This window comes from Exiguobacterium sp. s26 (assembly GCF_018618235.1).
GTDB lineage: Bacteria > Bacillota > Bacilli > Exiguobacteriales > Exiguobacteriaceae > Exiguobacterium > Exiguobacterium chiriqhucha.
Map to the genome: position 1 here is coordinate 310,308 of NZ_JACSLS010000004.1, position 25,426 is coordinate 335,733.

The window sequence follows — 25,426 nt, forward strand, 5'->3', positions numbered from 1 at the left end:
TTCCCAGCCGCGTCCGACCTTAAGCAGATTCACGTGCTTTTTGCAAAGCACGACGATACATATACGCCAAAACGACACCACTCGCGTAAACAATGGTCCAGACATTCACGAGGATAGACTGGCCAATCGGCTTGAAGAAATAATCCCACGCCCCATCGACGTGCCAAACCATCGCCGTGGAAATGACATACGATACGATGAGCCCACATGCGAGCCACGGGAACATCTCACGCCGCCCAAACCACCACACACTCGACCACACGATCGCTGGAATCAGAAGATAACCGAGCGCATTCCCCCATAGAAAGTCTGCCGCTGTCACGAAAAAGCCCCACGGCAGACACAAGATCGCGACAAAAATGATTCGTCCGAGCATCATGCTTGTCCCTGTTGATTCTTTTTCCACCAGACGAACAAGAAGACCCCCATCCCGACGAACAGAATCAGCATCGAGAAAATAAGTTGTTGCTCGAGCGGCAAACTCGTCTGGGCAAACGCGTATTGTGGTCCGAATAAGAGAATCGGAATGATCAGATTGATCCATGTCTTCGTCCACACCGAGACGGTGAGCAACGTGACGACGGCCAGTCCGAACAATACGAGTTGACCGGTTGGACCGAACACGATCGTCGGGGTCTCGACGAAGATGTCGAGTATCATCAGCCCGAGGAACAATGTCATCGGCAGCGCAGCGAGCGTGATGTACGTCGCCCCATTTTTAAATTTGCTTTCTTTTGAGCGGACCGACATGTGGCGGAACGCTTGTGAGGCGGCCAGCAAGAACAGGACGGCGATGAGCGGGAACCCAATCAACTGGACCGTCGAGAATGTCATCTCGCCTTGAATGAAATTAGCGATGATGATGTAGGCGAACACGTTCGGAATGATCATCGCAACAATTTTGACGAATCCCTTCACGTCAAACGTCATCTCGCTTCCGAGGTGTTGCATGTAGTCTTTCGGGCTCTGGCCGACGACCTCGTCCACACCTTTTCCCGCTCGTTCCGCTTCTTCGAGATGGTCTTTTAACTCCTCGACAACTTCTTTTACTTCATCTTCCGATTTCCCGCTCGACATGAGATATACCGCCAAGTCATCCAAAAAATCACGACTCTTTTTTGAAAGTTCCATCTTCATTCCCCTCTCCGAGTACGCGGTCGACACCGCTTGACACTTCCGCCCAACGTTGTTTGAAGGCCAGCAACTCTTGGTGCCCCGCCTCCGTCAAAATGTAATATTTTCGTTTCGGTCCCCCTGATGGTAACGCTTTTTGGACCGTCTCGACCCACCCTTCTTTCTTCATCCGTAACAGGACCGGGTAAATACTGCCCTCACTCACCATCGTGAATCCGTACGCCTGCAACTTCTCCGACATCTCATAGCCGTACGTCTCTCCTTTATCGATGATGGCCAACAGGCAACCTTCGAGCAATCCTTTTAACATTTGACTCATCGCCATGGCGTATCCTCACTTTCACCAAACTAACTTGTTATACATAATAGTAATGGAAGGAGCTACCATTTGCAACTACTTTGTAAAACAAGTTAGTTGCGCATCGATAGGTTTAATTTTTCAAATCAGGTGAATACTTCTTAAGGTGAAGCAAAAAGATAAAGGAGTGTTTGAACATGCATACCGATTTTACGAAGATGTACATTGATGGCCAATGGGTCGAAGGATCAAGCGACAAATCGATCGATAACACCAACCCGTTCACGGACGAGACATTGTTCTCGATTCGTTCGGCCGACGAGTCTGATCTCGACAAGGCTTATGCCGTTGCGAAAGAAGCACAAACCGAATGGGCGACGATGCTGCCACAAAATCGACGGGCCTTGATTGAGAAGTTCGCCGAAGTGACGTTACAACATAAAGAAGACATCATCGAGTGGCTCGTCAAAGAATCGGGTAGCACACGTATCAAAGCAGAAGGTGAATTTTTAGCATCGATGGCGATCATCAAAGAAGCGGCGACGTTCCCGTTCCGCATGGACGGACTCATCAAGCCGTCAATCGTCCCGAACAAAGAGAACCGGGTTTACCGGAAACCGCTCGGTGTCATCGGCGTCATCAGCCCATGGAACTTCCCGTTCCACCTCGCGGTCCGCTCAATCGTCTCCGCGCTCGCGACGGGCAATACCGTCGTCGTCAAACCGGCGACAGCGACACCGGTCACAGGTGGTCTCCTGTTCGCCTCGTTATTTGAAGAGGCGGGTCTTCCGAAAGGCGTCTTGAACGTCGTCGTCGGTCGCGGTTCGGAAATTGGGGACGCCATCGTCGAGCATCCGGTGCCAAAACTCATTTCGTTCACTGGTTCGACCGAGGTCGGCAAAGGCATCGCCGAGAAGGCCGGACGCCTGTTGAAGAAAACAGCGCTCGAACTCGGCGGGAATAACGTCTTCGTCGTGTTAGACGACGCCGACATCGACCGTGCCGTCGAATCGGCCGTCTACTCGAAGTTCTATCATCAAGGGCAAATCTGTATGTCGACGAACCGGATTCTCGTCGCCGAGTCGATTCACGATGCGTTCCTTGAAAAATTTGTGGAGCGGGTTCGCGCCTTGAAGTTCGGCAACCCGAACGAATCGGATACACAAGTCGGGCCGCTCATCGATCACGATCAAGTCGACCGCATCCTCGATCAAATCAAGCAGACGGTCGACGCCGGTGCGACGCTCCAGGTCGGCGGCAACGCTGACGGGAACGTGCTCGAGCCGACCGTCGTGAGCGGTGTCACAAATGACATGCCACTCGCGAAAAATGAGATTTTCGGACCGGTCGCCGTCATTCTGTCGTTCAAAGATGACGCCGAGGCGCTGAAACTCTCGAACGAACTCCCGTACGGACTGAGCGGTGCCGTCCACGGTTCAATCTATCGCGCGACCGAGTTCGCCCGCCAAGTCGAGACGGGGATGATTCACGTCAACGACCAATCGGTGAACGATGAGCCGCACTTGCCGTTCGGTGGTGAGAAAGATTCTGGTCTTGGCCGTTTCAACGGCGAATGGGTGCTTGAGGAGTTCACGACGCTCCAATGGGTATCGGTCATGCATGAACGCCGTGAATACAAACCATTTTTCTCATAAGCACAAAAAACTGTTTCGGTCCGTGGACCGAAACAGTTTTTTTATACCTTCTTGACGAATTCTGATTTGAGCTTCATCGCACCGAAGCCGTCAATCTTGCAGTCGATGTCATGGTCCCCGTCGACGAGACGGATGCCTTTCACTTTCGTGCCTTGTTTGACGACGAGCGACGTCCCTTTCACCTTTAAATCTTTGATGACCGTGACCGTGTCCCCGTCTTGGAGCACGTTTCCGTTCGCGTCTTTGATTTGCGCGTCCGCTTCTGCTTCAGCCGACTCACTCGGTGACCACTCGTACGCACATTCTGGACAGACGAGCAAGCTCCCGTCCTCATACACGTAAGACGATTGACACTTCGGACAATTCGGTAGTTCTGTCATGCTGATTCCTCCATTCGATTCACTGTCCCCAGTATACCGTATTTTCGGAACGTCGACAGCTAGCGGTCAGCCTTCTTGCGGAGCCTCGGGGCCTTTCAAATCGAGTTGATAAAACGATAAGTCGAGCCACTTTCCGAACTTGTAGCCGGCTTTTTTAATCGTACCGGAATGGACGAACCCTAACTTTTCATGTGCTTTGACGCTCGCGATATTGGCTGCATCGATGCCACCAATCATCGTCTTCACATCCCGCTCTTCACCGATGCGGATGATTTCTCGGAGCAGCTTGTTGCCGATGCCTTTGCTGCGGTATCCAGGATGGACGTACACCGAGTGTTCGACCGTATAATGATAGGCCGGCCAAGGACGAAACGGTCCAAACGTGGCAAAGCCCATCACGACATCCCCTTCCTCCCATACGATGATTGGAAGTCCGGCCGCTTTTTTCTCCTCGTACCAAGCGATTCGATTTTGAAGCGTCACCGGTTCGTAGTGATAGACGGCGGTACTGTTGACGATGGCATCATTATAAATATGTAAGACAGCTTGAAGATCATCTCGACGACAATTGCGAATCATGAGAACACCACTTTCATACGTTTTCTTCATTATACTTATCTCGATTTCAAAATACACCTGGCGATTCGCTCCCACATAAAAAAGTCAGCCGTTTTGACTGACTTTTTCACATTATGCTGCCAAACGATCGCACATCGAGGCGCACTCGACACAGACGCGCGCACATTCTTGGCAATGGGCATGCTTATGTTTCTCGCATTCCTGGGCACACGCCTTACAGACGACCGCACAAGCCCGGGCGAGTTCGGGCACGAACGCCGAATCTCGCGTCATCGCCTCGGCGAGAAACGAACAGATGGCGGCGCACTCCCGGTCGAGCCGGATGCAGTCAACCATCATCTTAACGTCATGTTCTTCCAGGCACGACTCGAGACAGTAATTACACGTCTCCACACAATCACGTAACGTCTCCAGTTCATTTGCATAAATCCGATGCATACAATCAGCCTCCTTTTCCAAAACGAAGTGACAGTCACATCCTCTTTGTTCCCTAATCTTCAAAAGAAAAACGACCGTCGACTAGTGTCTCGGGTCGTTCACAAACGTACGGTATAAATAGGCGACTCCGTTCAACAAACGCTCTGAATAGCGCTTCGGCATGAAACGGAGCCGATAAAACCGATACATCCGCTTCAAGTCTTCCCATTGGTGATCGACGTGCTGTCCTTGGCGGAAGCGGGCCAAGTCGATTAAATAAATACGGCCTTCCGGCGTCAAAATCAAATTGCGCAAATGAACGTCCGATGGCGTCAGCCCGAGGTTTCGTGCCGCGATGAGCGCTGCATCGACTTGCTGAATGTACGACGCATCAATCCAAATTCCTTCCGTCAAACATTCGAATAGCGTCTTGCCCTCGATGTAGTCGATGACGATATAATTCACACCTGCTTCATACAAGCGTGGGAATTGAGGTAACCCTTCGAGCGTTCGATAAATCACAGCCTCTTCAGCTGCGATATGCGTATAATCCGGAAAGAACACTTTGATGACGAGTCGCGTGTCTTTTATGCGAAACACGGCGGCACTGCGCCCAATCCCGTGCAGTTCGAGATCGGCATGAGCGGCGGTCACGTATGTTTCCTGACCTTGTTGCTCAAACGTGACGTTCGCATATTGTTCGTAATGATTCATAAGTCACTCCTCTTTTTCTAATCATCTCTGTCTCATCATAACTGAAATCGCTTTAGTTTGACTCGGTTCATGTCCTTCCAATACGCCCCAAAAGTGACGCCCTCCTGTTTTATCCTTATAATGAAAGCGACAAACAATGAGGAGGAACTTACCATGCAACGCATCGAACTGACAGAAGACTTATCATTCTCACGAATCATTCACGGCATGTGGCGTTTGGCCGAATGGGACATGAGCCCGCAGGAACGCCTCACTTTCATCGAACAATGTATCGAACTCGGCATCACGACGTTCGATCACGCTGATATATACGGTGGCTATACGTGTGAAGGATTGTTCGGCGAAGCGCTTCGTCTCAAGCCATCACTCCGCGATCAAATCGAGATTGTGACGAAGACCGGCATCAAGCTGACAGGCTCTTTCAACCCTGGCCAATCCATCAACCATTATGATACGACGAAAGAACATATCATCCGTCAAGCCGAGCGCTCGCTACAGGAGCTCGCCATCGATCAGATTGACACGCTTTTGATTCACCGTCCCGACCCGCTCATGGACCCGGACGAAGTCGCCGAGGCGTTCATCACGTTGCAACGAAGCGGAAAAGTGCGTACGTTCGGGGTCTCGAACCATGTGCCGGCAACCCAACAGTTGTTACAGTCACGTTTACCGTTCCAACTCGTGACGAACCAGCTTGAGCTCTCACCGATGCAACTGAAGCATTTTGAAGATGGTACTGTCGACCTATGCCACGAGAAACGGATGCCACTCATGGCGTGGAGCCCTCTCGCCGGCGGACAACTGTTCACCGAGGCCGCTTACGCACCGCTTCGTGAAAAATTGGAGGAAATCAGCGATCGACATCAAGCGGGCGGCATCGACGCCGTCGTCTACGCGTGGCTCTTGAAGCACCCGGCCAAGATCATGCCGATCGTCGGATCTGGGAAAATTGAACGAGTTCGGACCGCCGTCGATGCGCTTCAGATTGACCTGACGCGAGAAGAATGGTTCGAAATTTTGAAGGCGGCCCGTGGTCGCGACGTGGATTGAAGGTAAAAATAAACAAATAACCCCTTTTTAATTCCATTTTGTTATTTTCGACGATTTTCGTCATTTTCAAGAACGTCTACATCACAACGTTCATTCGTCAAAAATCGACACGTGTCAAATGGAGAAATTCCATTTCATATCCATAAGTGTAAAACAAGCCCGTTCAGTTCAAGTGGAGCGGGTTTTTTGATTTTTTTAAAAAAAATCGCATTAATTTTCCTAAGACTATAGTCACAAAAAAATGGTGCTAAAATGATGAAAGTTAATCATTAAAGGAGTGCACCCTGTGAAAAAGTACCTGATTCTTTGTATGCTCGCCATGTTGTTCGTCCTGTTCGGATGCGAAGAAGAACATGCATTTCGTTTACATACGGCTCCAGAGTACTATCAAGGTCGCGCCTCTCTGCCTTCTGGTCAACAAATCGAGATGACCGAGTCCGACCGGACGAACGTCCTTGATGCCTGTTACCCAGAGGACGCCATCACCCGTGCGCCTGATGGAGAGCGTCTCTTGATTGGCACGGTCAAATTGAGCCAACCGCTTACGACCACGGCCTCGACCGAAGTCTTTCCGACCGCCACATTTTTTGAAGTGGAAAATCAAACCTACGTCCAATGCCAAGGCGACACCATCACCTATATGAAACAAATCGATGCGTTGCCGGATAGTCTCACTCCGTACCGCGACCAAGCCGTCTCATCATCCGCGACGTCGAAGCTTCGAGTTGCGCAACCGCACGAGCAAGTCCATTTCACCGAAGAGATGAAAAAACCGGTCGGCAATGAGCCTTATCCAAAACGTCACGGTTTCGAACAGACGCTCGTCCACGTGACGATGCCGTTCAACGGTTCGTTCGAATTCACGTTCGAGTCACCCGAATCGCGTGAGACCATCACGTTGCCCATCAACGAATCGTCACGTCAACCGTTCCTGTCCCTCGGCTTAGGGACCGAAGTGTCTCAAGACACGCAACAGTACGGGCTCCATCTGTCATCCGATCAGACGTTATATGAGGACGTCCTGCGACCGCAGGATGCCACCTACGATCGAATGCTCGGGACGCGGCAGGCGAGCACGCTCCCGACCAAACTCGTTCCGAACGAGCGCTATCCACTGTTCAGTTTCTCCTTCATCCGCGATGGCAAACCTTATAAACAAGTCGTTTCTATCACCTATAAAGAAGAGACGTTGTTGCACGGCGACCGCTTGAAAACAAAAATGCGGCAACAATTCGCCAATCGACGTCACGTCGTCGCCCATGAACTGGCTCTAATCGGCACAGAATCAAAAGATGCACCGTTCTTGCATCATGCCAACGCCGAGACCGTCCAGTTCGTGTTTCAAGCCATCGATCGCTCAAAAGCCGTGGCCACGGCCGGAACCCCAGCGCCGACCCCTTATTTGACGGTGTTCGAGGGCATTTGTGCTCAAACGTTCGATCTCAGTTACACGGAAGACGATGTAATTTTGACAAACACGAAGACAGGCTCACATTTCAAATTGCTCCGCGCCGATGCCGAACGGTGGCGCGACCTTTCCATCGGACAAGCAAACAACTGACGACACTTTTCAAGCCAGACTGGCTCACCGGTCTGGCTTTACACGTTATATAGGCAAAATCGGAAAGCCTCCTTGGCTCGCTATGCGACAATGACAACAAACAGTGCAAAGGAGAGAGTGTGATGACGAAACGATTCGAGCGCGACGTCGCCAGCCATTGGCCGGTCGCCTATAAACAAAACGGATATCCGCACGTGCAGCAGGGTTGGGTCTTGCCTCCGGAACGAAAAGACGAGTTCGACCCGTTCATCTTGATGGCCGAGGACTGGTTCAAGCGGGGAACGTTCTCTGACCATCCTCACCGCGGCTTCCAGACCATTACCTACGTGATTGACGGACGACTTGAACATATCGACAACCATGGCGGACATTCGATTTTAGATGCGGGTGACGTTCAATATATGAATGCGGGCTGGGCGGCACGTCATGCCGAGGAGGCCGTCGACGACGACTTGATTCATACGCTTCAACTATGGCTCAACTTGCCGAAAACACTTAAAACGACGACGACATCTTACCAAAACGTATATGTCGAAGAGGCACCGCTCGTGCCGATTGACGGAGGACACGTGCGTGTCTATTCGGGTGACATCGCCGGAGTGACCGGACCGATGGACAGTCTCGTCCCCATCACGATGAGCGAAGTGAGCTTACAGAGTGGGGCCGCCTATGAGCACATCATCCCGACGAATCATAACGCTTTCGTCTACGTTCTCGCGGGTTCCCTCGAACTCGGAACATCAGCGACACCGCTTGCGAAGACGCACGCGGCGACGCTCACGTACGATGAGACGAGTGACGGTGAGAGCGTGGTCCGCCTCAAAGCGACGTCACGTGCGAAACTGCTCATCTACTCAGGTAAGCCGATTCGGGAAGACTATATCGCCCACGGTCCGTTCGTCATGAACACCGAAGAGGAGATTCGTCAGGCGTTCCGCGACTACCATGCCGGTGGTTTCGGTCCCCCGGCCGTCAAATAAAATAAGCCGCGCCTAGGGCGTGGCTTATTTTTTATCTGGCATGAGCACGGTCTGCTGCGTCGGGACGCGACCGATCGGGACGGTCCGTTCGACGAGGACATAGCGCTTACCGTCTACTTCAAACTTCCGGTCGCCGAGATAATGGGCCGACTTCCCGTCTTCATACAGCTTCGTCAAAATCGCCGGCACATATTCATTCAAGTTCGTGTAATGCTCATCGAGCGTCATGACGATATTGCCTTTGCCATAGCCCAACCATTGGTTCGACATGAATAACATGAGCGAAATGGTGCCGATGACACCGATGACTAAAATGACTGTCTCCATCAAATCCTCCCCGATCTCGTATGTGTTTAAATGGCGTGATTATCGTACGCCAAGACTAATCTTCTACTTTAGAGATGCTTCACGACGAACTGTCGCTTCGGCTGAAAGCCAATTTCGCTATAAAACGCGGCCGCCGCTTCGTTCACCGACCAATAATCCAGTTCGATTGACGGAAATCCGTGTGCGATGGCATAGCGTTCCACTTCTTCCATGACCAAGCGTCCATACCCTCGCCGCTTCGCCTCCGGGTTAATGCTGATTTGATGCACGTAAAGTGTCCGGACAGCTTTCCGAAACGCGTTCGCCTCACTCACTCGCTCTTGAAAACAGACGTAGCCGACTGTGTCTCCGTCGACCTCTGCCGTGAAGAAATGATAATCGTCTCGCGCCATCATCTCCGAAAACGCCGCTTCCATCGAGGCGTGATTGTAAGGCGCAAAGAACGCCGGCGCCAACTGAAGATGATGTTCATGGATTGGACAGTTCAACGTCGCAATCAACGCCGCATCGTCGGTTCGTATCAACTGCATCATAACGGCCACGAACCTTCATTTTTATAGTCCCGCGTCTCCGTGACCCCGTGCGGCTTTTCATCCCCACGCAACGTATGGTTTGTCGTTTCCTGCTCTTTGCCGTGCAAACGGTGTTGAATCGGACGGGCCAGGAAGTAGCCGCCGAACAAGGAGACCGGGAAAATGATAAAGGCGGTTCCTAGAAACAGGTAGGCGTATGCACGCATCTCGTCTGTTCCGACGAAGTGATTGACGCCATAGCGCAATCCAAAAAATAAGCCGACAAATAACAGTGCGACAAACGCGTACTCGATACATTTCCCGAGAAATCGTTTCATCTCATGACCCCCCTCAACTGATTAGTTTTCTGTACGAGATGAAACGGTAAAATGTTTCAAATTTGTTGGCGAGACATATACCACAACGTCGCCTCCTGCTCGGTCGCGGATACCCAGTCTTGTTTTCCTTGGATATAGCTCTCGATATCTTCCGGATGCTGGCTCGCCAATTGTTGTTTAAGCGCCGCATACTCGTCCCGTACGTCTGGGAACGTCATCAAATAATCGCGGAACGCGAGATGGCGGGTCACGCCTTCATCCCCTTCCTCGAACATATGGACGTGAATCGTCCGGACGTCTTCTCCTTTAGCGAAGAAGCGCCGTCTCGGAATCCCATGCTCGCCGAAACTTCGATACCCGAGTGCCTCCATGTGCCCGACCCATTCATCAATCCGCTCGATTTCTCGTACGACCGGCATGATGTCGATAATCGGTTTCGCATCGAGTCCCGGCACCGACGTGCTTCCGATGTGATGAATGGCGACGATTTCCCCTTCAAACAAGCGTTCGAGTTTGGACGCCTCTTCCTTGAATTTCGTCTCCCATATCGGATCATACGGGACGACCTCTACTTTTCTCATGGTCCATTCCCTCCTTCACAATAATCGTTCCGTCTCTTTCATCATACCCGTTTTTCAAATCGTTTAGAAATCACCTTCGCCAATCGAAAGGTTTGTACCGTCGCAAAATGGGAAATGCTAATATTAATGAAATCAGAACTGGAGAGTGGACCGCATGTTGACACAACAGCAGATTGATACGTTCAAAGAACGTCTATTAAAAGAGAAAGCGAAGACCGAAGGATATATGGAAAATCGGGAAGAAGTATATGACGAAGGGGAACTGTCCCACTACGATAACCATCCGGCAGACTCAGGAGAAGAATTATTCTTGCGCGAACGCGACCAAGCGCTAACTGAGCTCGATGAAGAGTTCTTGAGTGACGTCGACAAGGCGTTGCTCGCCATCGAGAATGGGACGTATGGAAAATGTGAGGTGTGCGGCGAAGACATCGAGTTGGACCGTCTTGAAATCATCCCTGAGGCGACGCTCTGCATCCAGCACGCGCGCGAGCAAGAAGAGAACGAGCACTTGACCGACCGCGAACGTCCGGTCGAAGAGGACGTGCTCAATCCATCTGAGACGGCTGCCCGGAAACAACTCGATGGGACCGACGAACCAGGTCAAAGCACGGATGCGTTCAGCCAAGTCGAAGATTTCGGGAGTTCGGACACGATTGCCGATAGCGAGGGCAATCATGACCCGACACGTGAATAACATCAGTCAGTGACCGAGCGAAAGGAGTCCCTCTCCTTTCGCTTTTTTGATGGCTCGAGGAAACGCCCTTCTTCATCCGATATCTTCCATCTTTCTATACCGCGTGATACACTGTGTAAAAATACACTTTAGGAGCAGGTATGCATACAAAAGAAACGTTTTCCGAACTGATTTCAAGCAAGCTCAAACTGATTCGTACCGAGCAAGGATTATCGCAAGAAGAACTATGTACGCTCGTCGGCATCTCGAAAAAAACGTTGATTCAAATCGAGAAGCGACGTCTGAACGCGAACTGGACGACGACGGTCGCCATCTGCGCTCTATTCAATCAAAGCCCATATCTCCATTCGTTGATTGGGGATCAACCAATCGAGTTCATTCGTCTCGTCGCCCATACCGACCCGAGCCTGGCGACGAAAACGTTGGGCGGACACGTCTGGTGGACGACGATTGAGCATCAAGGGAAATACCGGATTCAACAGAATATGGTCAGTCAACATTACCGGATTCTCGACCACGACGACTTCCGCTGGTTCAGTACGTTCGACCGTGACGAGGCGTTCCGGAAATTAATCGAACTGCGCGCGACCCATGATGAGAAGGGAGACACAAAAAAATGACGCAACGAATCGTTGCGTCAATACGTCGCTTTGATGGGCGACGCGCCACCGAGCACTTCGGCGACATCCATCGGGTTGACCGTGTTGCCGGCCGAACTTGATGAATAAGCATATTCTCCTTGATGCACTTCGAAATGGAGGTGCGGACCTGACGAGTTGCCCGTGTTGCCGATTTGGCCAATGCCTTCGCCTTGGAGCAACGTCTGGCCTGTCTTCACTTCGATTTTATGCATATGGGCGTAGACCGTCGTCCACTTTTGACCATCGATTTCATGCTCGATGAAGACGTGTTTCCCATACGGGCCGCCTGATTTGACGTCCGTGACCGTCCCAGCCGCCGCCGCATAAATCGGTGTGCCGACGTTCGCCGCGATATCGAGCCCGTTATGGAACGTATATCCGAACTGGCCGCTTGCCGGTCCGTAACCTTGTGACAGACGTCCGGTCGCTGGCATCATAAACTTGTCAGGCGCAAGCGCCGCCGTTTGTTGCTTCAAGTCTTTCAATTGGGCCGCTTGCCCTTTCAACTGCTTATAGGCAGCCACGTGAGCCGAGCGGGCTTGTTGTCGCTCTGCTTTCACGTCCGCCCGTTTGCTCTCAAGCGCTTTTAATGATTGTTTCGTCTCAGCTTGTTTGGCTTGCAAATCACGCTTCGTCTCTTCAGACTCCGCCGCCTCTGCCTTGGCGCTCGGGAGCACGGTTGACAATACTTGTTTGAATAGAGACTTGTCAGCTGTCTCCGGATTCAATGCCGTCTCGAATGACGCGAGTTTTGATTTGGTCTGCTCAATCTTCTGATCGATTGCTTTCGCGCTCTGATCGATCGTTTCGACGTGACGTTTGGCTTTGGCGACCGATTGTTTCGACGTTTGAATCCGTTGTTCGGTCTGTTGAAGCGATTTCGTCGTCTTGACGAGGTCTTGCGGGGTAATTTGATCCGCGGATACAGCTGAAGTCCCTGATAGAATCAGGACGCCTGTACCGACGGTGACGAGTAGTTGTTTCCACATATATTGATAAAACCTCCAGATTGGATGATTCGCTAGCTTGATTAAAAAGCTACAAGTGCGAATATAGCATCCACGTCTGAAAAGTTCAATATATGAAGCATTTCATTTGTATGTCGAACATATCAAAACAGTGAACTCGCCATCCATAAACTTCATTGAAATTTCACATCATCGCCTCCGTTGTAGGACGATGACGATGATACTAACGGCAGCCAGGATGGTCAGCGCCGGTCCGCCGAACAAAAAGAGTCGATCGAGGCCAGATGGCAGGTTCGTCGTCAGACCGAGAATCGTGAACAAGTTCCCGACGATCAGACCGAGCATGAGGACAGGCAACAGGACGCGCATTACGTCTCTATCCCGGGCTTGATCATCTCGAATTGAGCAATCTCGTCCTGGACGAACCCGAGCTGTCGCGCTGCCGAGAGCAACGCCGGGCGATCCGACGTCAACGTCAGGCGAATCGGTCCTTCAGCCGCGGCCGCACGCAATAACCATTCGGCGTCCTCGTCGCGACCGAACACATCCAGCAACAGACTGCCCCGGAAGAGCAGTGCTCCGCTCGTCTCGCCTTCCCTCACTCGCACGAGCTCGGTCTGTTGTTGCGTTGTGCGGACATCGACTTGCCAAATCGGTGTGTGCCCCGCTGCCGGATAATACGTATCGAACAGTTCAAGGATCGGTGCCGGTTCCCGTGTCGCGTTCGTCTCGGTCGGTACGGATTGAAAGTACATAATCTCTCGGACGACACGGTACCCGAGTCGGTCATAGAGGGCGAGCGCGGGATCGTTCCCTTGAATGACCTCGAGCAGACGCTTCCCCGTCGCCTGTTCATCGAACTGTCGCATCAATTCGTGCGCGATGCCGAGATGTCGGTAATCAGGGGCGACGGCCAAGCCGCCGCAACGAGTGACCCATCCCGTATCGAGGTGCGCCACGCCGCTCAACATGACGGCAACAGGCCGACCGTCCGTATAGGCGACGACGGAACGCGTCGGCTGGTTTTGATCGCGGACGAGGAAAACGGCCTCGAACTGGGCCTCATTCATGTCAAAGCGAATCATGTAATCGGAAAAGCCGTCCATGAAGGCTCGATACAAATCTTGGAGCGGTGGATGTTGGACATAAGAAATCACTGGATGCATCACGTGTTCGTTCCCTTCACTTATATTTCGGTATACTGGTGGAGACAGCTAATCATGGAGGAGGATTCATCATGACGACGAGACTCGAACCACTTCGAGAGGCCCATTGGCCCATCTTGAACACATTCACGTTACCGCTCGATCAAGAAAAATATACGACACTCCCGATTGACCTCGATTCCCCCCTCTTAGACGGGATTCATCCTATCGTCATCGTGGCCGAGGAACCCGTCGGCTTCTTTTTGCTCCACGATACGGAACGGGTCGCCTCGTATACAGAGGCAGACGACGCGTTGTTGCTCTCGATGTTCTCGATCAACCATTCGGCGCAAGGGAACGGCCATGCCAAAGCGGCACTCCACCAGTTGCCGAACTATGTACGAGCCCACTTCCCTCATAAACACGAGGTCGTGCTATCGGTCAATCTGAAAAACGAAGCCGCCTTTTCCCTTTATCAGACGGTCGGCTTCATCGACACGAAGCGCCGAATCGACGGCCCCATCGGCCCGCAGCGCATCATGTCGCTAACGGTCTAAGTTCGCCTGGCAACAGGCCATACACGGCCGTGTCCGTCAGTCGCATCCCATCAGCGGACAAGTCTTCGTTCCGGAGCATGCCTTCTAGCTGAAAGCCGAGCCGTTCCGGAATCAAGCGACTGCCTTCGTTTGTCGACTCGCAGCGAATCTTGATCCGTTTGAAATCGAACTGGGCGAAACCGAAACGGACGACCGCCTCGACCGCTTCCGTCATATAGCCACGACCGGTATGCGTCGAATCGAGCCAATACCCGATTTCCGCTTTCGGGACGTCCCAATCAATCCCGAACAGGCTGACCGTCCCCACGAACGTCCCCGTCTCCCGTAAAAAGATGAGATACCGGAAACTTTCGCCTGTTCCGTACAATTCTTGCGCCCGTTGTAAATTCGCTTCCGTCTCAGACAACGTCGGTACGTCTTGCGCGAACGGGAGCCATCGCTTCAACTCTTCATGCGATCTCCGAATCGACTCGTTAACGACACGCGCATCCGTATCGGCGAGCGGTGCCCGTAAATACAGACGCGCCGTCTCCACGCCGAGCGGGATTGTGTCTGGTCCTGTCTCCATCTTTCTTCCCCCTCTTTACTTACGAAAACACCAAATGAGCAAGCCGCCCATCCCGACCACCAGCACGACGTGAAGCAGTTGCCATAGGAATTCAATCATGGCGTTCCTCTTGAGCGGTTTTTACACCCGCCAGCACTTGCTCCCAATAGTTGGTCGGGTGTGGTACGAGATCGCGTTTCGTCACGACCCGTGTCTCTCCCGAGATGACCGATGTTGTCTCCATCTCAGACTGCGTCCCGTCAATAAGTGCGTGCAGCGCCGTGATCTCGACCGAGACGACATCGGCCACTTCCGCTTCGTCCAACGTGAACGCTTCGCCATCATACGCATAGACATACGTATGGGCGAACTCGCGGTCTAAAAACGTATCCGTCTCGATGACGTCTTCGAAGACGCCGAGCGGGGTCAGTTGATCGAACGTCAATTCGAGTCCTAACTCTTCTTGAATCTCGCGCACCCCGTCACGAACGGTCTCCCCAGCGGTCAAGTGCCCGGCGGCCGTGATATCGAACAACGCGGGGAAGTCCGCCTTCGTATCGCTGCGAAGCTGTAATAAGAGGCGGTCGTAATCCATCATCCAGCAGTGGAACGTCTCATGCCAATCCCCGTCCCGATGAACGTCTGCCCGTGATTTCAATCCGATTTTCTTCCGACGGTGGTCGACGATTGTAATGAACTCGATCATGACGTCACCCCGTTCTCTAAAAATGTGATCGTTCCCGCCGTCGCGTCAAGTTCAACCTCGATGCCAATCGGAAACACATGGGACGGGAACGTATGCCCGATATCGACGTTCGTCAAAATCGGGAAGTCGACGTCTCCGAGCACTTCGAGCAACAAGTCCTCAAATGAAAACGGCGCGCCGGCCGCATCGAAATGTTCATGCTTTCCGATGACGAGACCGCTGATGACGTCGAACACCCCGGCGAGCTTGAGCATGCTGAGGGAACGCTCCTCGTCCGCCATCGTCTTGAACGAGTCTTCTAAAAAGAGAATCGCACCGGTCACATCAGGGAAATAATCAGACTTCAAAAAGCCGGTCATCGTGTTCATGTTCCCACCAATCAGCTTGCCGCGGGCCTGTCCGTCTCGAAGGGTTAGCCATCCGTCATTTGGACGGAACGTCTTCTCCCGGTCCTGGGTCGACCAATCGATCATCTCCTCGGTCCACTCTCGGGGCACATCGAGCGTATACGGTGCCGTCCGTTCTAAACCGAGCACCTCTCGCACGTAACGTTCCCCGTCGGCGAACATCGTCTCGTACTCTCCGAACGACGGGACGATGGCCGGACCGTAAAATGTCGTCACTCCCGTCTGCGTATAACAAGCGAGGAGGAGCGCCGTGACATCGCTATAGCCCATAATGATTTTCGGCTGACGTCGCAACGCTTCATAATCGATATACGGTAAGAGCGAATTTGAGTTCGTCCCGCCAATCGTACTGATGATCGCTTTGACGTCCGGGTCACGCAATAGCGCGTTGACCTCTTCGGCCCGTTCTTGAATCGAGGCCGAGCGATATCCTTCCGAACGATGCGTGCATGAGCCTTCCTGAACGATGAATCCCATCCGTTTCAGTTGTTCGATTCCGCGCGTGTATCGTTCCGGGAACCGTGCCGGTGCCGGGAACGACGGTGTGATGATTCCAATCGTGTCTCCCGGTCGTAGCGCCGGGGGGTGCTTCTTCGTTAACACAGTCATCCCTCCATCAAGTGCGATGCCTTCACTGTACGAGTTTCAAGAGTCGGATGACAACCTAGTTCAAAACAAATCAGGGTCTTCCGAAAGGGTCCGTGCTTTTCGGATTTTCTGCGGCCGTCCGGTCCAACCAAGTGTGAGAAAGAAGAAACCGCCTCCGATGACACAGGACAACCCGACCAGTCCCGCGACGATGCCGTCAAATCCGAAGCGTTCCCCGCTCACGACGAGCAACAGTGGCGAAAAAAGCAAAGCCACGCCTAGTAGCAATACGCCACCCCACATCCGTCGCCGTGGAAACCCGATTGTCCACCAGCCGAATGCCACCAATCCTAAAACGATTAATCCAATCATTCCGATTAGAACCATCCTCAGCGCCTCCACTCTTCAAATTGTCTTGTTTTATTCCGCGTCAACAATTGAAAATCCTGTCAAAAAGACACTATAGAATTCCTGCAAACCGGGTAAATAACTATTGGAAACCATCGTACCGGAATCGCACAGAGGAGGAACACCATGAGAACCCGACTCATCTTTGCTCTGGCATTTATCGGTCTTTTTTTAGTTGCTGTTTATTGGATCAGCACATGGGACGACCATCAAATCGAGGGTCGAATCGAACAGATTGACATCCCACAGCTGATGATTGGACCACATGACTTGTCAGACGACGAGTTAACGTTGCAGACAATATTAATCAACGAACGAACGAAAGTGACAGGAGAAGCGAGCGATGTGCAACAACTCCAGGTCGGACAAGTCGTCACGGTCGAACTCGATCGCGACGCCAAGTTGAAAATCGCGGTATCGATTCACGTTCAACCCGATTGAGTGTTTCACCTTTTTTCAGAAAACGGGCTTAGGTTTCATAGAACGGTGGAATATGAGAACAGGAAGCTGAAAGGAGCGAATTGAATGATTTCAAATACATTGTTATCGGGGAAGGTCGCCTTCATCACTGGCGCGGCATCTGGAATCGGACGTGCCACCGTCATCCGGTTCGTCCAAGCCGGGGCGAAAGTCGCCATCGTCGATTTGAACTTAGAAGACGCGGAACAACTTGCGACTCTGATTGGAGAAGAGCGTGCCATCGGCATCAGTGCCGATGTGGGGAACGAAGACGAGATGAAACAAGCGTACGAGCAGACGGTTGAACGTTTCGGCCGCGTCGACATCGTCTTCGCGAACGCAGGACGAAACGGCACGATCACACCAATCGAGCACTTGTCGCTCGAAGATTGGAACGGTGTCGTCGAGACGAACTTGACGGGCACGTTCTTGACGGTGAAACATGCCATCCCTCATTTAAAAGAACGAGGTGGCAGTGTCATCATCACGTCGTCCATCAATGGAAACCGTTACTTCAAAAACTTTGGGTTCAGCGGCTATGCGACGACGAAAGCCGGCCAGACCGGATTCGCCAAAATGGCAGCAGCCGAGCTCGCCCAATTCGGCATTCGCGTCAACTCGATTTGCCCGGGGGCCATCGACACGAACATCGATGACTCGACGAATCGCGATGACGCCTTGCTCGAAGAAATCGTCATCCCGATCGAGTATCCGGAAGGAAATCAACCGTTGGCCGGGAAATCCGGCACGGCCAAACAAGTCGCGGACGTCGTCTTGTTCTTCGCGAGCAACATGTCGAGTCACGTCACCGGCTCTGAGGTGTACGTCGACGGTGCCGAATCATTACTTTAACAACAACAGGTCGCCCCGCGGGGCGACCTGTTTATTTGAGAATTGGGCTTTTCATGACGGCTTTCTGGTAAAACGGAATGAATCCTAAGCGCTCCATGTTCCGTCCCGAGGCCGTATCGACTTTCGTCGTCACGGTCACGTACTGGCAACCGGCTGCTTTTGCGGCCGCAATCCGTTCCAAGATGAGCTGTGTCTGATAGCCTCTGCCCCGATAAGCGGGAATCGTGCTCGTCAAAAACAGTTCGCCCATTCCGTCCTGGACGGCAAGAATCCCACCGGCGACGGCCATCTCACCTTCGCGGACGAGAAACGCCTGGTTTTCGGGTAACGCGTAGAAGCCTTTCGCGGTATCAATCGTCTCTTGCATGACCGTCCCAGTCTCGGCAAAGCCGGCCGCGATGGCTCGAGCCCACTCGTTCACGTTATCGGCGTGCACGCGTTCGACCGCATGCTCCATATCCGGGAATACGAACGTGTTCACGTCGAGCAACCACACGTCCAGGAAGTGGTCGAGCGTATAGTTTCGCTCTTGGAGCAACCGAATGAGTGACATGTCCGCGAGCGGACAAACCTCGATATGTAGGCGGGACACGTTCTTGCCGCGTACCCATTTCTCCATCTGGTGCAAATCGTAAAAACTGGTCGGTCGATTCAAACCGAAGCCGACCGCAAAACTCGTATTGCCCATCCGAAAGACGTGGCCTTTGTTTTCGACAATCAATTCCGAACCTTCATAGGGAGGGGACTGTTTCCGATGCCGAATATAGGCAGACGTCCCTTCCGCTTTGATGCGTTCGATCCGCCTGGCTAGTTCTAAGCGTCTCATCTCGTTCCCTCCCCACTAATCTCCCCTGAGTTTACCACACTTCGATTGCGAACAGATTGTGATTCCGTTACAAGGCGAGACGCAAGTCTGACTCAAATCGAAGTAACCGTTCCCGGACAGATGGGACGAGATCATCCAGGGCCATCAATTCTGACCAATCGACGAGACGAACCGCTACGACTTCGTCTTCCTGAAGCACCAAGTCATCAAGTTGCAGCGGAGTATCGGTTTGATAGCGATACAGGTCTAGAAAATATGTCTCGCGGCGTAACGTCGCCACCCACTCCAACTGGTCAGGTTCGATCCAGAGACCAATCTCTTCACCAAGTTCACGAATGGCACCGTCACGGCTCGTTTCACCGGCAAGAACGGAACCACCCGTCCCTTCCCAAAGAAGTGGGTGCGTCTTGCCTGGATGGCGTTGCGAGAGCAACACGTTTCCGTTCACATCAAACGTGAACACCTCGATGACGGTATGATACGTGTCCACTGCTAACTGTTCGCCGCGCACGTGCGTTTTGCCGAGCGGACGCCGCTCTCCGTCGACTAAATCCCATTGCTCACTCAAAGCCGGACCTCGTCAACGACAAACGAGGATGACCCTTCAATCTCTTCGATGAAGTGTGATCCGAACAGCATCGCCGGTGTGAAGCTGCCAGGGATGACGCGGCCTGAACTGACAAGTCGTGACACGACCTCAAGCGCCCCGTACACGGTAAAGGCATATGTGCTCGCCGTCTTGATGCGGACGATCACTTTACGTCCTGAGGCGTTCGTCGCTTCGCCCCAGACATACGTCGAGGAGCGTTCCCGTTCTGACTCGTCCGGTCCGCTCACATGTTCATCAACATAACGGAGCAGTTTCCCTTGCACCGCGTCGCTGCCGAGAATCGGACTGAACCAAGACAAAAGACGCGCCCCGTAAGCGTAAGCCGTAGGGACCGGGACCCACGTCGTGATGTTCGGAATGCCCGTCGTATAATAGGCGGTCGAGACGTCTCCCCATGGAATGGCGATGGCCGTTTTCTTGCCGCGTCCGAAATCGATGTGACGACGTTTCTCGCCCAGCGGGAACGGTGTCAATTCGCCATCTTTTCGTTCGGCACTGCTCGACCCTAGCCCACGGATTGCTGTTTTCAGCGTCCCGCGCGAGATACCGGCGGCGGCCGAGAAACCGAGTGCGAGATTCGTCGCGTCCGGCATCAGCTCTTTCAGCTTCCGGGCCACACAGTCGGTCGGAATGACGTCGAATCCGACACCCGAACAGAGCAACACGCCTGCTTCTTGTGCGAGCTTAGCCCGTTTCTTCGAGTGGATGTATTCGAACACCTCGATTTCCCCGGTAATATCCAAGTAATGTGTCTTCGTGGCGAGACACGCCTCGACCATCGGCCGACTCGTATCGGCGAACGGTCCGGCACAGTGTAACACGAGGTCGATGTCTTCCAATTGGCGTGTCGCCTTATCAAGCGACAAGTTGAAGACGCGCGTCTCGCACCCGAGCTCCTCCCCGAGCTTGGCGATCGCGTCCGCACGCCGACCCGCGAGCACCGGTGTCATCCCTTGTTTCACCGCTTGACGGGCAATCAGTTCGCCTGTATATCCGTTCGCCCCATAAATCATCCATTTCATCACGATTCCTCCTTCAACTCTGCAAACATGTCTTTTCTTTGTTCCCTATCCTGCCAACTTTCACCCTTATAAACGATGCATCACGTCTTGCATCACACCGCCCAAATAGACGATGCCAAAAGCCGCCACTACGACACCGACTGGGATGATGAGACTCGACCAAGCCTGTCTCGTTTCGAATCGACAGTCTTTATGCGACAAGTAGCGGTCAATCATCCAATATAAAACTGCCGCTCCTGCACCAAGCCAGAGCAAAACAAGTCCGAACCCGATATGTAAGCCAAACGAGACGAGCGGCTCGAACCGCATCGACATTCGGCGTGCCACCCAGTCGCTGAACACTGATGTCAACACCCCATACGTGACGATGACCGGGAAACTGACTGACAAATAGGTGGCCGTCAACATGAGAAGCCCGTTCACCGTGTCCGCTATCCCTCCGCTATCCGGATATTGCGGGATGACGACCCAACATGCCAACAAGAACGAATAAACCGGGGTCGTAAGTGACGCCGCGATGATTTTTCTAGTCCACATGTCCATCCTCCTCTTCCCCTCTCACTCTACACGACCCGACTAAAAAGCGCACAAAAAAACCAGCCTCGTGAAAAGGCTGGTCGAGTCATCAGTTATTCGCAGCTTCTGCCGCTTTCGAACGGACCGTCTGCATCGCTTCTGTCCATGGGACGAGCTGATCGAGCATGTCGTTGACCGATTGGACTTGAACGTCTTTCGGTGCGAAATGTGTCCCATTCTCGAAGTCTGTGAAGAGCGAGAGCGCTGGGTGGACACGGACGTGAGCGATCAAGAGCTCGCTCAAGACACCACGCAAGTGTTCTGTCGCACGTGCGCCGCCGACCGAACCATATGAGACGATACCGGCTGCTTTGTTATGCCATTCGTTGCGTAAGTAGTCGAGGGCGTTTTTGAGCGCACCTGTGATCGAGTGGTTGTATTCTTGGACGATGAAGACGAAGCCGTCCATCTCCGCGATTTTCTCAGACCATGCCGCGGCACCTGTTGCGTCGCCGCCTGGCTCGCCGAGAAGCGGGAGGCTGTAGTCTGCGATATCGATGATTTCATAGTTAGCGTCACCGCGTTTGTTCGCGATTTCTTTCACCCATTCTCCGACTTGCGGGCTGACGCGTCCTTCACGAGTAGATCCGAGTACGATTCCAATTTTCAACATGTTAGTTCCCCCTTGTGAGTTGGTTGGTTCTTCTTGTTTACCGAACAAACGATTTAAAAAGCTCATTTCATGCCCTCATATTCTTTCTCAAACGTTTTTGTACTTCTGACCGTATCAATCGGTCGAACCATCGCTTCAATCTGTTCCCGCTTCGGTTCTAAGAACGGCGGGAGTGACAATTTCTCACCGACCGTCTCATACGGTTCATCGCCCATGAACCCTGGTCCGTCCGTTGCCCATTCGAACAGGATTTGCGGCGCGACCCGTGCGTAAGACGATTCGAAGAAGAAGCGGTCGACATAGCCTGATGTCGGTAACCCGAACTGTTGCAATCGTGCCGTCCATTCATCGAGGACACTGCGGTCATCGACACGGAAAGCGACGTGATGCACGGTTCCGAACCCTTGGCGCGCGACTGGTGACGTCTCGTCATGAATGACGACGACTTGCGCCCCGTTTCCACCCTCACCTCCTTCAAAGAGATGCGCATCGCCTTCTTGTCCGATTTCTTCGAACAACATGACTTGCTCCATCACTTGTTTGAAATACGTAAAATCCGCGATGCGGATAAAGATTGGACCGAGACCCGTGATGGCGTACTCGAGCGGGACCGGGCCGTTTTGCCACGGCTCGCCTGACGCGACACCGACGTTGAACTCATCTGAGATGAGCTGGTACGCCTGCTCGTCGAAGTCGACGAACGCGAGCGTCTTCTTGCCGAACTGCTCGGTGATACCTTCATGCTTCACGCCGAGGCGGTCGAAGCGACGTTCCCAATACGTGAGCGCCTCGTCGGTCGGGACGCGGAACGACGTCTTGGCGATTTCATTCGTCCCATGCACGCCTTTTGGGATGCCAGGGAAATCGAAGAACGTCATATCTGTTCCAGCGCTGCCTTTGTCATCGGCGAAAAATAAGTGGTACGTCTGAATGTCGTCTTGGTTGACCGTCTTTTTGACGAGGCGCATTCCGAGGACGTTCGTAAAGAAGTCATAGTTCTTCTCGGCGCTACTCGTAATCGCCGTCACGTGGTGAATTCCTTTTACATGGTTCATTCGAATCGCTCCTTAAAATCTTGATTTCGAGATAATCAGTTAAATTTTTTTGACGCTTCGGCGCGTTTGCCGACTGTCTTCAATTGAGTAATTGTATTTGCTAAATCGAGGCCGTCGAACAGCTCGTCCATTCGTTGTTCATGGGCCGGAAAGATGCGCGACATGAGTGCCTGCCCTTCTTCAGTAAGCGCCACATACGTGACGCGCCGATCGCTCGGACAGGCTTTGCGAATCAAGTAGCCTTTCGCTTCGAGCCGATCGACGATGTACGTCATGCTCCCGCTCGTCAATAATACCTTTTTGCCGATTGTTTGAATCGGTTGATCGCCTTTATGATACAGCAGTTCGAGCACCGAGAACTCGGTCGGGTTCAGCCCGTACTCGGCAACCTCTTGCTTGACCACGTCTTGAATCGACTGTGAGGCCCGAAGCAACACCGTGATTGCTTTTAACGTTTGTCGTTCTTCCATGTGTTCCCCTCCTCTGCTGAGAGAAAACAATACTTTAAATTTCATTATCTTTAATTCGAGATAAATATAACACGGTAAGTTTGATGGGTCAATCAATTTGTCTCAAAAAAATAAAAGACGAGTTGCCTCGTCTTTTCATCTGCGCCGAATGACCGCCATCTCCCGCCCGAAGCGATTGCCTTCATCGACAAAGCCTAAGCTTTCGTATAATCGATGCGCGCCCCTATTATCGGGATGGTAACCGACGACGATCGGTTCGGTGCCGAGCTGCCCTACTTCTTCCAGCATGAGTTCGGTCGCCATGCGTCCAATCCCTTTTCCTTGGTACGCGTGGTCGATCATGATGCGATACACCCAGCGCGCGTCCAACTCTTCGAGTACCGTATTGTACATGAGAAACCCGACCATCGTCTCGTCCTCGTAAATCGCATACGCCCGCAGCGTCGGTTTATACATCGCTTGCAGCAGCGAAATCGCATTCGGTTCCATATACGCTTGTTGCTCGTCACTCAGAGTGAGCTGACAGCACGTATACCAGTTCTGTTCTGTAATCGGTTGAAGTGTGATCATCCGGTTCTCCTTAATCGTATGTCTCGTCCAAGTTACGCGCATAAAACGCGATGGCGCGACGATACCGTTTGATGCTGTCATCCGTCTCCGGGCTTGCGAGCAGTTCGAGCAACGTACCGGTCGCTTCAGTGTGGCGCCCGAGATTATAATGGGTCATCGCTTGAAATACTTTGAGCGCCCCGATGTCTGGGAACTGTTCAATCGCCTTGGCGAACAACGCCTCAGCGTCCTCGTAGCGGCCGAGCGCCCGATACGTGCTGCCGAGTCCGATATACGTCTCCCGGAGCTCTTCGCCGGCGAGGCCGAGCCGGATTGCCCGTTCATAATGCGGGACGGCTTGCCGTTCTTCTCCGAGCGAGTCATAACACCAGGCGCAATGGGCATGCAGGCGTGGGTTCTTCTCGTCTTGTCGGAGCAACATGAGCAACAGCTGCTTTGCCCGTTCGAGCTCTCCGTTCTCGCGGAGACGAATCGCTTCGTCGAGCCCTTTCTCCTCTGGGGTTTGAACTTCCAAGTCACTCAAGTCATCAAGCCACGCTTGCAACAACTCGTAATAGCGACCGACATGGACGCCATCGACGAGGGCATGGTGGGCTTGGACCGAGAGCGGCATCGTCATCCGGTCACCGGTCTCCGTGAATTTGCCCCAGGCGATGCGCGGCACCGTATCATGCTGCTGATCGTGAGTTGGGTGGCTGATGCTCGTGAACGTGACCCAAGGCACGCTCGTGATGTAAAGCAGACTGTCCGGCTCATCGTCGCCGACAACGACTTCCCGTTTCGCCCCGCTCATCCGGGCCGTCACTTCTTCCATGAAGTCCGGGAACGCGTCTTTATAGGTCGCCGTGCAAAAGTTGAAGACGTCATCGTCCATCATGACGGTGAACGATGGATGTACGACGTCGTGCTCGATGACCTCGTCGCCGCGAATGCGGTAGCGAAGCTCCGGGATGGCGTTCGCCGTCTTGACAGCACCGTACAAGAACAGTTTAAAGAACGACTGGCCGGTCCGTTTGGCGTGCGTATGTAACTTCGTCACATCAACGCTCGCCGTCACGTTGAAATGTGGAGCGTCAAACGCCTTGAAGAATTCGTAGTGCTTCTTGCGCGACCACGTCTCGGTATTGATGATTTTCATGATTCGTCCCCCTGTTTTTTCTTTCACTGTACCAAAGGGAACAGG

Annotated in this window: 36 protein-coding genes; 9 read left to right on the forward strand and 27 right to left on the reverse strand. The window is 52.8% G+C overall.

All coding sequences use genetic code 11. The features are described 5' to 3' along the window. Positions 1-19 precede the first annotated feature (19 nt). The 3 genes from KNP82_RS08675 to KNP82_RS08685 are packed head-to-tail and all read right to left on the reverse strand — an operon-like array spanning position 20 to position 1,459. The gene (locus KNP82_RS08675; RefSeq protein WP_214827606.1) at positions 20-379 is read right to left on the reverse strand and encodes a hypothetical protein; all 360 of its coding nucleotides are present in this window, start codon (positions 377-379) and stop codon (positions 20-22) included. Beyond that, on the reverse strand, positions 376-1,131 hold the full coding sequence (locus KNP82_RS08680; protein ID WP_021065913.1) for an HAAS domain-containing protein: 756 nt from the start codon (positions 1,129-1,131) through the stop codon (positions 376-378). The genes KNP82_RS08675 and KNP82_RS08680 overlap by 4 nt, the downstream gene beginning before the upstream one ends. Next, the gene (locus KNP82_RS08685; RefSeq protein ID WP_128123661.1) at positions 1,106-1,459 is read right to left on the reverse strand and encodes a PadR family transcriptional regulator; all 354 of its coding nucleotides are present in this window, start codon (positions 1,457-1,459) and stop codon (positions 1,106-1,108) included. The genes KNP82_RS08680 and KNP82_RS08685 overlap by 26 nt, the downstream gene beginning before the upstream one ends. Positions 1,460-1,629: 170 nt before the next feature. On the opposite strand from KNP82_RS08685, the gene KNP82_RS08690 reads away from it, so the two are divergent. Further along, positions 1,630-3,087: an aldehyde dehydrogenase family protein gene (locus tag KNP82_RS08690; RefSeq protein WP_029594491.1), complete on the forward strand. Its 1,458-nt coding sequence runs from the start codon at positions 1,630-1,632 to the stop codon at positions 3,085-3,087. A 41-nt stretch (positions 3,088-3,128) separates the two neighbouring features. Here the strand turns inward: KNP82_RS08690 and KNP82_RS08695 are convergent, their stop codons facing one another. The 4 genes from KNP82_RS08695 to KNP82_RS08710 all read right to left on the reverse strand — a co-directional run bounded on the left by KNP82_RS08695 (position 3,129) and on the right by KNP82_RS08710 (position 5,177). Beyond that, complete coding sequence (locus KNP82_RS08695; RefSeq protein WP_214798559.1) at positions 3,129-3,467, reverse strand: zinc ribbon domain-containing protein YjdM; 339 nt, start codon at positions 3,465-3,467, stop codon at positions 3,129-3,131. A 66-nt stretch (positions 3,468-3,533) separates the two neighbouring features. Then, a complete protein-coding gene (locus tag KNP82_RS08700; RefSeq protein ID WP_029594490.1) occupies positions 3,534-4,046 on the reverse strand; it encodes a GNAT family N-acetyltransferase in 513 nt (170 codons plus the stop codon). Positions 4,047-4,157: 111 nt separating this feature from the next. Continuing rightward, positions 4,158-4,484, reverse strand: coding sequence for a four-helix bundle copper-binding protein (locus KNP82_RS08705; RefSeq protein WP_021065908.1), 327 nt, complete (start codon positions 4,482-4,484; stop codon positions 4,158-4,160). 81 nt (positions 4,485-4,565) lie between these two features. After that, a complete protein-coding gene (locus KNP82_RS08710) occupies positions 4,566-5,177 on the reverse strand; it encodes a serine/threonine protein kinase (RefSeq protein WP_029594488.1) in 612 nt (203 codons plus the stop codon). 153 nt (positions 5,178-5,330) lie between these two features. Between KNP82_RS08710 and KNP82_RS08715 the strand changes: the two genes are divergently transcribed. From KNP82_RS08715 to KNP82_RS08725, 3 genes are all read left to right on the forward strand, one after another. Then, complete coding sequence (locus KNP82_RS08715; protein WP_021065906.1) at positions 5,331-6,227, forward strand: aldo/keto reductase; 897 nt, start codon at positions 5,331-5,333, stop codon at positions 6,225-6,227. Positions 6,228-6,513: 286 nt separating this feature from the next. Beyond that, entirely contained in the window at positions 6,514-7,788 is a 1,275-nt protein-coding gene (locus tag KNP82_RS08720; RefSeq protein WP_353049059.1) for a hypothetical protein, read from the forward strand. A gap of 122 nt (positions 7,789-7,910) precedes the next feature. Further along, positions 7,911-8,768 (forward strand): pirin family protein, encoded by an 858-nt coding sequence (locus KNP82_RS08725; protein WP_021065904.1) that lies wholly within the window; start codon positions 7,911-7,913, stop codon positions 8,766-8,768. A 24-nt stretch (positions 8,769-8,792) separates the two neighbouring features. On the opposite strand, the gene KNP82_RS08730 is transcribed toward KNP82_RS08725, so the two are convergent. The 4 genes from KNP82_RS08730 to KNP82_RS08745 form a co-directional block, all read right to left on the reverse strand. After that, on the reverse strand, positions 8,793-9,095 hold the full coding sequence (locus KNP82_RS08730; RefSeq protein WP_029594486.1) for a hypothetical protein: 303 nt from the start codon (positions 9,093-9,095) through the stop codon (positions 8,793-8,795). Between the two features lie 68 nt (positions 9,096-9,163). Next, positions 9,164-9,625: a GNAT family N-acetyltransferase gene (locus KNP82_RS08735; RefSeq protein ID WP_165569441.1), complete on the reverse strand. Its 462-nt coding sequence runs from the start codon at positions 9,623-9,625 to the stop codon at positions 9,164-9,166. After that, positions 9,625-9,945: a hypothetical protein gene (locus KNP82_RS08740; protein ID WP_029594483.1), complete on the reverse strand. Its 321-nt coding sequence runs from the start codon at positions 9,943-9,945 to the stop codon at positions 9,625-9,627. The genes KNP82_RS08735 and KNP82_RS08740 overlap by 1 nt, the downstream gene beginning before the upstream one ends. A 56-nt stretch (positions 9,946-10,001) precedes the next feature. Continuing rightward, on the reverse strand, positions 10,002-10,526 hold the full coding sequence (locus KNP82_RS08745) for a GrpB family protein (protein WP_021065900.1): 525 nt from the start codon (positions 10,524-10,526) through the stop codon (positions 10,002-10,004). Positions 10,527-10,680: 154 nt separating this feature from the next. On the opposite strand from KNP82_RS08745, the gene KNP82_RS08750 reads away from it, so the two are divergent. Beyond that, the gene (locus KNP82_RS08750) at positions 10,681-11,223 is read left to right on the forward strand and encodes a TraR/DksA C4-type zinc finger protein (protein WP_021065899.1); all 543 of its coding nucleotides are present in this window, start codon (positions 10,681-10,683) and stop codon (positions 11,221-11,223) included. A gap of 140 nt (positions 11,224-11,363) precedes the next feature. After that, a complete protein-coding gene (locus KNP82_RS08755; protein WP_029594482.1) occupies positions 11,364-11,843 on the forward strand; it encodes a helix-turn-helix transcriptional regulator in 480 nt (159 codons plus the stop codon). Positions 11,844-11,860: 17 nt separating this feature from the next. Here the strand turns inward: KNP82_RS08755 and KNP82_RS08760 are convergent, their stop codons facing one another. From KNP82_RS08760 to KNP82_RS08770, 3 genes are all read right to left on the reverse strand, one after another. Continuing rightward, on the reverse strand, positions 11,861-12,853 hold the full coding sequence (locus KNP82_RS08760; RefSeq protein WP_214755972.1) for a M23 family metallopeptidase: 993 nt from the start codon (positions 12,851-12,853) through the stop codon (positions 11,861-11,863). Positions 12,854-13,021: 168 nt separating this feature from the next. Next, positions 13,022-13,201 carry a hypothetical protein gene (locus KNP82_RS08765; protein ID WP_029594480.1) on the reverse strand — a complete coding sequence of 60 codons (180 nt, stop codon included), beginning with the start codon at positions 13,199-13,201 and terminating at the stop codon, positions 13,022-13,024. Beyond that, the gene (locus KNP82_RS08770; protein ID WP_131472177.1) at positions 13,201-13,998 is read right to left on the reverse strand and encodes a GNAT family N-acetyltransferase; all 798 of its coding nucleotides are present in this window, start codon (positions 13,996-13,998) and stop codon (positions 13,201-13,203) included. The genes KNP82_RS08765 and KNP82_RS08770 overlap by 1 nt, the downstream gene beginning before the upstream one ends. A gap of 71 nt (positions 13,999-14,069) precedes the next feature. Between KNP82_RS08770 and KNP82_RS08775 the strand changes: the two genes are divergently transcribed. Then, complete coding sequence (locus KNP82_RS08775; protein ID WP_214827609.1) at positions 14,070-14,534, forward strand: GNAT family N-acetyltransferase; 465 nt, start codon at positions 14,070-14,072, stop codon at positions 14,532-14,534. On the opposite strand, the gene KNP82_RS08780 is transcribed toward KNP82_RS08775, so the two are convergent. The 4 genes from KNP82_RS08780 to KNP82_RS08795 form a co-directional block, all read right to left on the reverse strand. Further along, positions 14,515-15,102: a GNAT family N-acetyltransferase gene (locus tag KNP82_RS08780; protein WP_214827611.1), complete on the reverse strand. Its 588-nt coding sequence runs from the start codon at positions 15,100-15,102 to the stop codon at positions 14,515-14,517. The genes KNP82_RS08775 and KNP82_RS08780 overlap by 20 nt on opposite strands. A 91-nt stretch (positions 15,103-15,193) precedes the next feature. Next, positions 15,194-15,787 (reverse strand): NUDIX hydrolase, encoded by a 594-nt coding sequence (locus KNP82_RS08785; protein WP_131472173.1) that lies wholly within the window; start codon positions 15,785-15,787, stop codon positions 15,194-15,196. Beyond that, complete coding sequence (locus tag KNP82_RS08790; protein ID WP_353048052.1) at positions 15,784-16,797, reverse strand: S66 family peptidase; 1,014 nt, start codon at positions 16,795-16,797, stop codon at positions 15,784-15,786. The genes KNP82_RS08785 and KNP82_RS08790 overlap by 4 nt, the downstream gene beginning before the upstream one ends. Positions 16,798-16,863: 66 nt before the next feature. Beyond that, positions 16,864-17,169 carry a hypothetical protein gene (locus KNP82_RS08795; RefSeq protein WP_214715791.1) on the reverse strand — a complete coding sequence of 102 codons (306 nt, stop codon included), beginning with the start codon at positions 17,167-17,169 and terminating at the stop codon, positions 16,864-16,866. Positions 17,170-17,316: 147 nt separating this feature from the next. Between KNP82_RS08795 and KNP82_RS08800 the strand changes: the two genes are divergently transcribed. After that, positions 17,317-17,631, forward strand: a complete 315-nt coding sequence (locus KNP82_RS08800; RefSeq protein ID WP_214827613.1) for a hypothetical protein — start codon at positions 17,317-17,319, stop codon at positions 17,629-17,631. A gap of 84 nt (positions 17,632-17,715) precedes the next feature. Then, positions 17,716-18,501, forward strand: a complete 786-nt coding sequence (locus KNP82_RS08805; protein ID WP_214827615.1) for an SDR family oxidoreductase — start codon at positions 17,716-17,718, stop codon at positions 18,499-18,501. 31 nt (positions 18,502-18,532) lie between these two features. Here KNP82_RS08805 and KNP82_RS08810 read toward each other — a convergent pair whose 3' ends face one another. From KNP82_RS08810 to KNP82_RS08850, 9 genes are all read right to left on the reverse strand, one after another. Then, positions 18,533-19,327: a GNAT family N-acetyltransferase gene (locus KNP82_RS08810; protein ID WP_131472165.1), complete on the reverse strand. Its 795-nt coding sequence runs from the start codon at positions 19,325-19,327 to the stop codon at positions 18,533-18,535. Between the two features lie 67 nt (positions 19,328-19,394). Beyond that, positions 19,395-19,895 (reverse strand): NUDIX hydrolase, encoded by a 501-nt coding sequence (locus KNP82_RS08815; protein WP_035385626.1) that lies wholly within the window; start codon positions 19,893-19,895, stop codon positions 19,395-19,397. Beyond that, complete coding sequence (locus KNP82_RS08820; RefSeq protein ID WP_131472163.1) at positions 19,892-20,959, reverse strand: saccharopine dehydrogenase family protein; 1,068 nt, start codon at positions 20,957-20,959, stop codon at positions 19,892-19,894. Before KNP82_RS08820 ends, KNP82_RS08815 begins: the two co-directional genes overlap by 4 nt. A 66-nt stretch (positions 20,960-21,025) precedes the next feature. Further along, positions 21,026-21,496 (reverse strand): hypothetical protein, encoded by a 471-nt coding sequence (locus tag KNP82_RS08825; RefSeq protein WP_131472161.1) that lies wholly within the window; start codon positions 21,494-21,496, stop codon positions 21,026-21,028. Between the two features lie 88 nt (positions 21,497-21,584). Next, entirely contained in the window at positions 21,585-22,214 is a 630-nt protein-coding gene (locus KNP82_RS08830) for an NADPH-dependent FMN reductase (protein WP_029594468.1), read from the reverse strand. Next, positions 22,211-23,203: a ring-cleaving dioxygenase gene (locus tag KNP82_RS08835; protein WP_131472159.1), complete on the reverse strand. Its 993-nt coding sequence runs from the start codon at positions 23,201-23,203 to the stop codon at positions 22,211-22,213. The genes KNP82_RS08830 and KNP82_RS08835 overlap by 4 nt, the downstream gene beginning before the upstream one ends. Positions 23,204-23,238: 35 nt before the next feature. Beyond that, entirely contained in the window at positions 23,239-23,673 is a 435-nt protein-coding gene (locus KNP82_RS08840) for a MarR family winged helix-turn-helix transcriptional regulator (RefSeq protein WP_251128689.1), read from the reverse strand. Positions 23,674-23,808: 135 nt separating this feature from the next. After that, complete coding sequence (locus KNP82_RS08845) at positions 23,809-24,243, reverse strand: GNAT family N-acetyltransferase (RefSeq protein ID WP_214715805.1); 435 nt, start codon at positions 24,241-24,243, stop codon at positions 23,809-23,811. Positions 24,244-24,253: 10 nt separating this feature from the next. Next, positions 24,254-25,381, reverse strand: coding sequence for a tetratricopeptide repeat protein (locus tag KNP82_RS08850; RefSeq protein WP_214827619.1), 1,128 nt, complete (start codon positions 25,379-25,381; stop codon positions 24,254-24,256). Positions 25,382-25,426: the final 45 nt, after the last annotated feature.

What these genes read in the sequence shown, in the direction of transcription:
- KNP82_RS08685 (WP_128123661.1), bottom strand. Translation starts at nt 1,459, where the DNA reads ATGGCGATGAGTCAAATGTTAAAAGGATTGCTCGAAGGTTGCCTGTTG.
- KNP82_RS08830 (WP_029594468.1), bottom strand. Translation starts at nt 22,214, where the DNA reads ATGAGCTTTTTAAATCGTTTGTTCGGTAAACAAGAAGAACCAACCAAC.
- KNP82_RS08755 (WP_029594482.1), top strand. Translation starts at nt 11,364, where the DNA reads ATGCATACAAAAGAAACGTTTTCCGAACTGATTTCAAGCAAGCTCAAA.
- KNP82_RS08710 (WP_029594488.1), bottom strand. Translation starts at nt 5,177, where the DNA reads ATGAATCATTACGAACAATATGCGAACGTCACGTTTGAGCAACAAGGT.
- KNP82_RS08680 (WP_021065913.1), bottom strand. Translation starts at nt 1,131, where the DNA reads ATGGAACTTTCAAAAAAGAGTCGTGATTTTTTGGATGACTTGGCGGTA.
- KNP82_RS08775 (WP_214827609.1), top strand. Translation starts at nt 14,070, where the DNA reads ATGACGACGAGACTCGAACCACTTCGAGAGGCCCATTGGCCCATCTTG.
- KNP82_RS08740 (WP_029594483.1), bottom strand. Translation starts at nt 9,945, where the DNA reads ATGAAACGATTTCTCGGGAAATGTATCGAGTACGCGTTTGTCGCACTG.
- KNP82_RS08705 (WP_021065908.1), bottom strand. Translation starts at nt 4,484, where the DNA reads ATGCATCGGATTTATGCAAATGAACTGGAGACGTTACGTGATTGTGTG.
- KNP82_RS08820 (WP_131472163.1), bottom strand. Translation starts at nt 20,959, where the DNA reads ATGAAATGGATGATTTATGGGGCGAACGGATATACAGGCGAACTGATT.
- KNP82_RS08715 (WP_021065906.1), top strand. Translation starts at nt 5,331, where the DNA reads ATGCAACGCATCGAACTGACAGAAGACTTATCATTCTCACGAATCATT.
- KNP82_RS08780 (WP_214827611.1), bottom strand. Translation starts at nt 15,102, where the DNA reads ATGGAGACAGGACCAGACACAATCCCGCTCGGCGTGGAGACGGCGCGT.
- KNP82_RS08800 (WP_214827613.1), top strand. Translation starts at nt 17,317, where the DNA reads ATGAGAACCCGACTCATCTTTGCTCTGGCATTTATCGGTCTTTTTTTA.
- KNP82_RS08750 (WP_021065899.1), top strand. Translation starts at nt 10,681, where the DNA reads ATGTTGACACAACAGCAGATTGATACGTTCAAAGAACGTCTATTAAAA.
- KNP82_RS08825 (WP_131472161.1), bottom strand. Translation starts at nt 21,496, where the DNA reads ATGTGGACTAGAAAAATCATCGCGGCGTCACTTACGACCCCGGTTTAT.
- KNP82_RS08835 (WP_131472159.1), bottom strand. Translation starts at nt 23,203, where the DNA reads ATGAACCATGTAAAAGGAATTCACCACGTGACGGCGATTACGAGTAGC.
- KNP82_RS08850 (WP_214827619.1), bottom strand. Translation starts at nt 25,381, where the DNA reads ATGAAAATCATCAATACCGAGACGTGGTCGCGCAAGAAGCACTACGAA.
- KNP82_RS08760 (WP_214755972.1), bottom strand. Translation starts at nt 12,853, where the DNA reads ATGTGGAAACAACTACTCGTCACCGTCGGTACAGGCGTCCTGATTCTA.
- KNP82_RS08690 (WP_029594491.1), top strand. Translation starts at nt 1,630, where the DNA reads ATGCATACCGATTTTACGAAGATGTACATTGATGGCCAATGGGTCGAA.
- KNP82_RS08805 (WP_214827615.1), top strand. Translation starts at nt 17,716, where the DNA reads ATGATTTCAAATACATTGTTATCGGGGAAGGTCGCCTTCATCACTGGC.
- KNP82_RS08765 (WP_029594480.1), bottom strand. Translation starts at nt 13,201, where the DNA reads ATGCGCGTCCTGTTGCCTGTCCTCATGCTCGGTCTGATCGTCGGGAAC.
- KNP82_RS08695 (WP_214798559.1), bottom strand. Translation starts at nt 3,467, where the DNA reads ATGACAGAACTACCGAATTGTCCGAAGTGTCAATCGTCTTACGTGTAT.
- KNP82_RS08840 (WP_251128689.1), bottom strand. Translation starts at nt 23,673, where the DNA reads ATGGAAGAACGACAAACGTTAAAAGCAATCACGGTGTTGCTTCGGGCC.
- KNP82_RS08725 (WP_021065904.1), top strand. Translation starts at nt 7,911, where the DNA reads ATGACGAAACGATTCGAGCGCGACGTCGCCAGCCATTGGCCGGTCGCC.
- KNP82_RS08845 (WP_214715805.1), bottom strand. Translation starts at nt 24,243, where the DNA reads ATGATCACACTTCAACCGATTACAGAACAGAACTGGTATACGTGCTGT.
- KNP82_RS08730 (WP_029594486.1), bottom strand. Translation starts at nt 9,095, where the DNA reads ATGGAGACAGTCATTTTAGTCATCGGTGTCATCGGCACCATTTCGCTC.
- KNP82_RS08795 (WP_214715791.1), bottom strand. Translation starts at nt 17,169, where the DNA reads ATGGTTCTAATCGGAATGATTGGATTAATCGTTTTAGGATTGGTGGCA.
- KNP82_RS08770 (WP_131472177.1), bottom strand. Translation starts at nt 13,998, where the DNA reads ATGCATCCAGTGATTTCTTATGTCCAACATCCACCGCTCCAAGATTTG.
- KNP82_RS08745 (WP_021065900.1), bottom strand. Translation starts at nt 10,526, where the DNA reads ATGAGAAAAGTAGAGGTCGTCCCGTATGATCCGATATGGGAGACGAAA.
- KNP82_RS08675 (WP_214827606.1), bottom strand. Translation starts at nt 379, where the DNA reads ATGATGCTCGGACGAATCATTTTTGTCGCGATCTTGTGTCTGCCGTGG.
- KNP82_RS08735 (WP_165569441.1), bottom strand. Translation starts at nt 9,625, where the DNA reads ATGCAGTTGATACGAACCGACGATGCGGCGTTGATTGCGACGTTGAAC.
- KNP82_RS08700 (WP_029594490.1), bottom strand. Translation starts at nt 4,046, where the DNA reads ATGATTCGCAATTGTCGTCGAGATGATCTTCAAGCTGTCTTACATATT.
- KNP82_RS08810 (WP_131472165.1), bottom strand. Translation starts at nt 19,327, where the DNA reads ATGAGACGCTTAGAACTAGCCAGGCGGATCGAACGCATCAAAGCGGAA.
- KNP82_RS08785 (WP_131472173.1), bottom strand. Translation starts at nt 15,787, where the DNA reads ATGATCGAGTTCATTACAATCGTCGACCACCGTCGGAAGAAAATCGGA.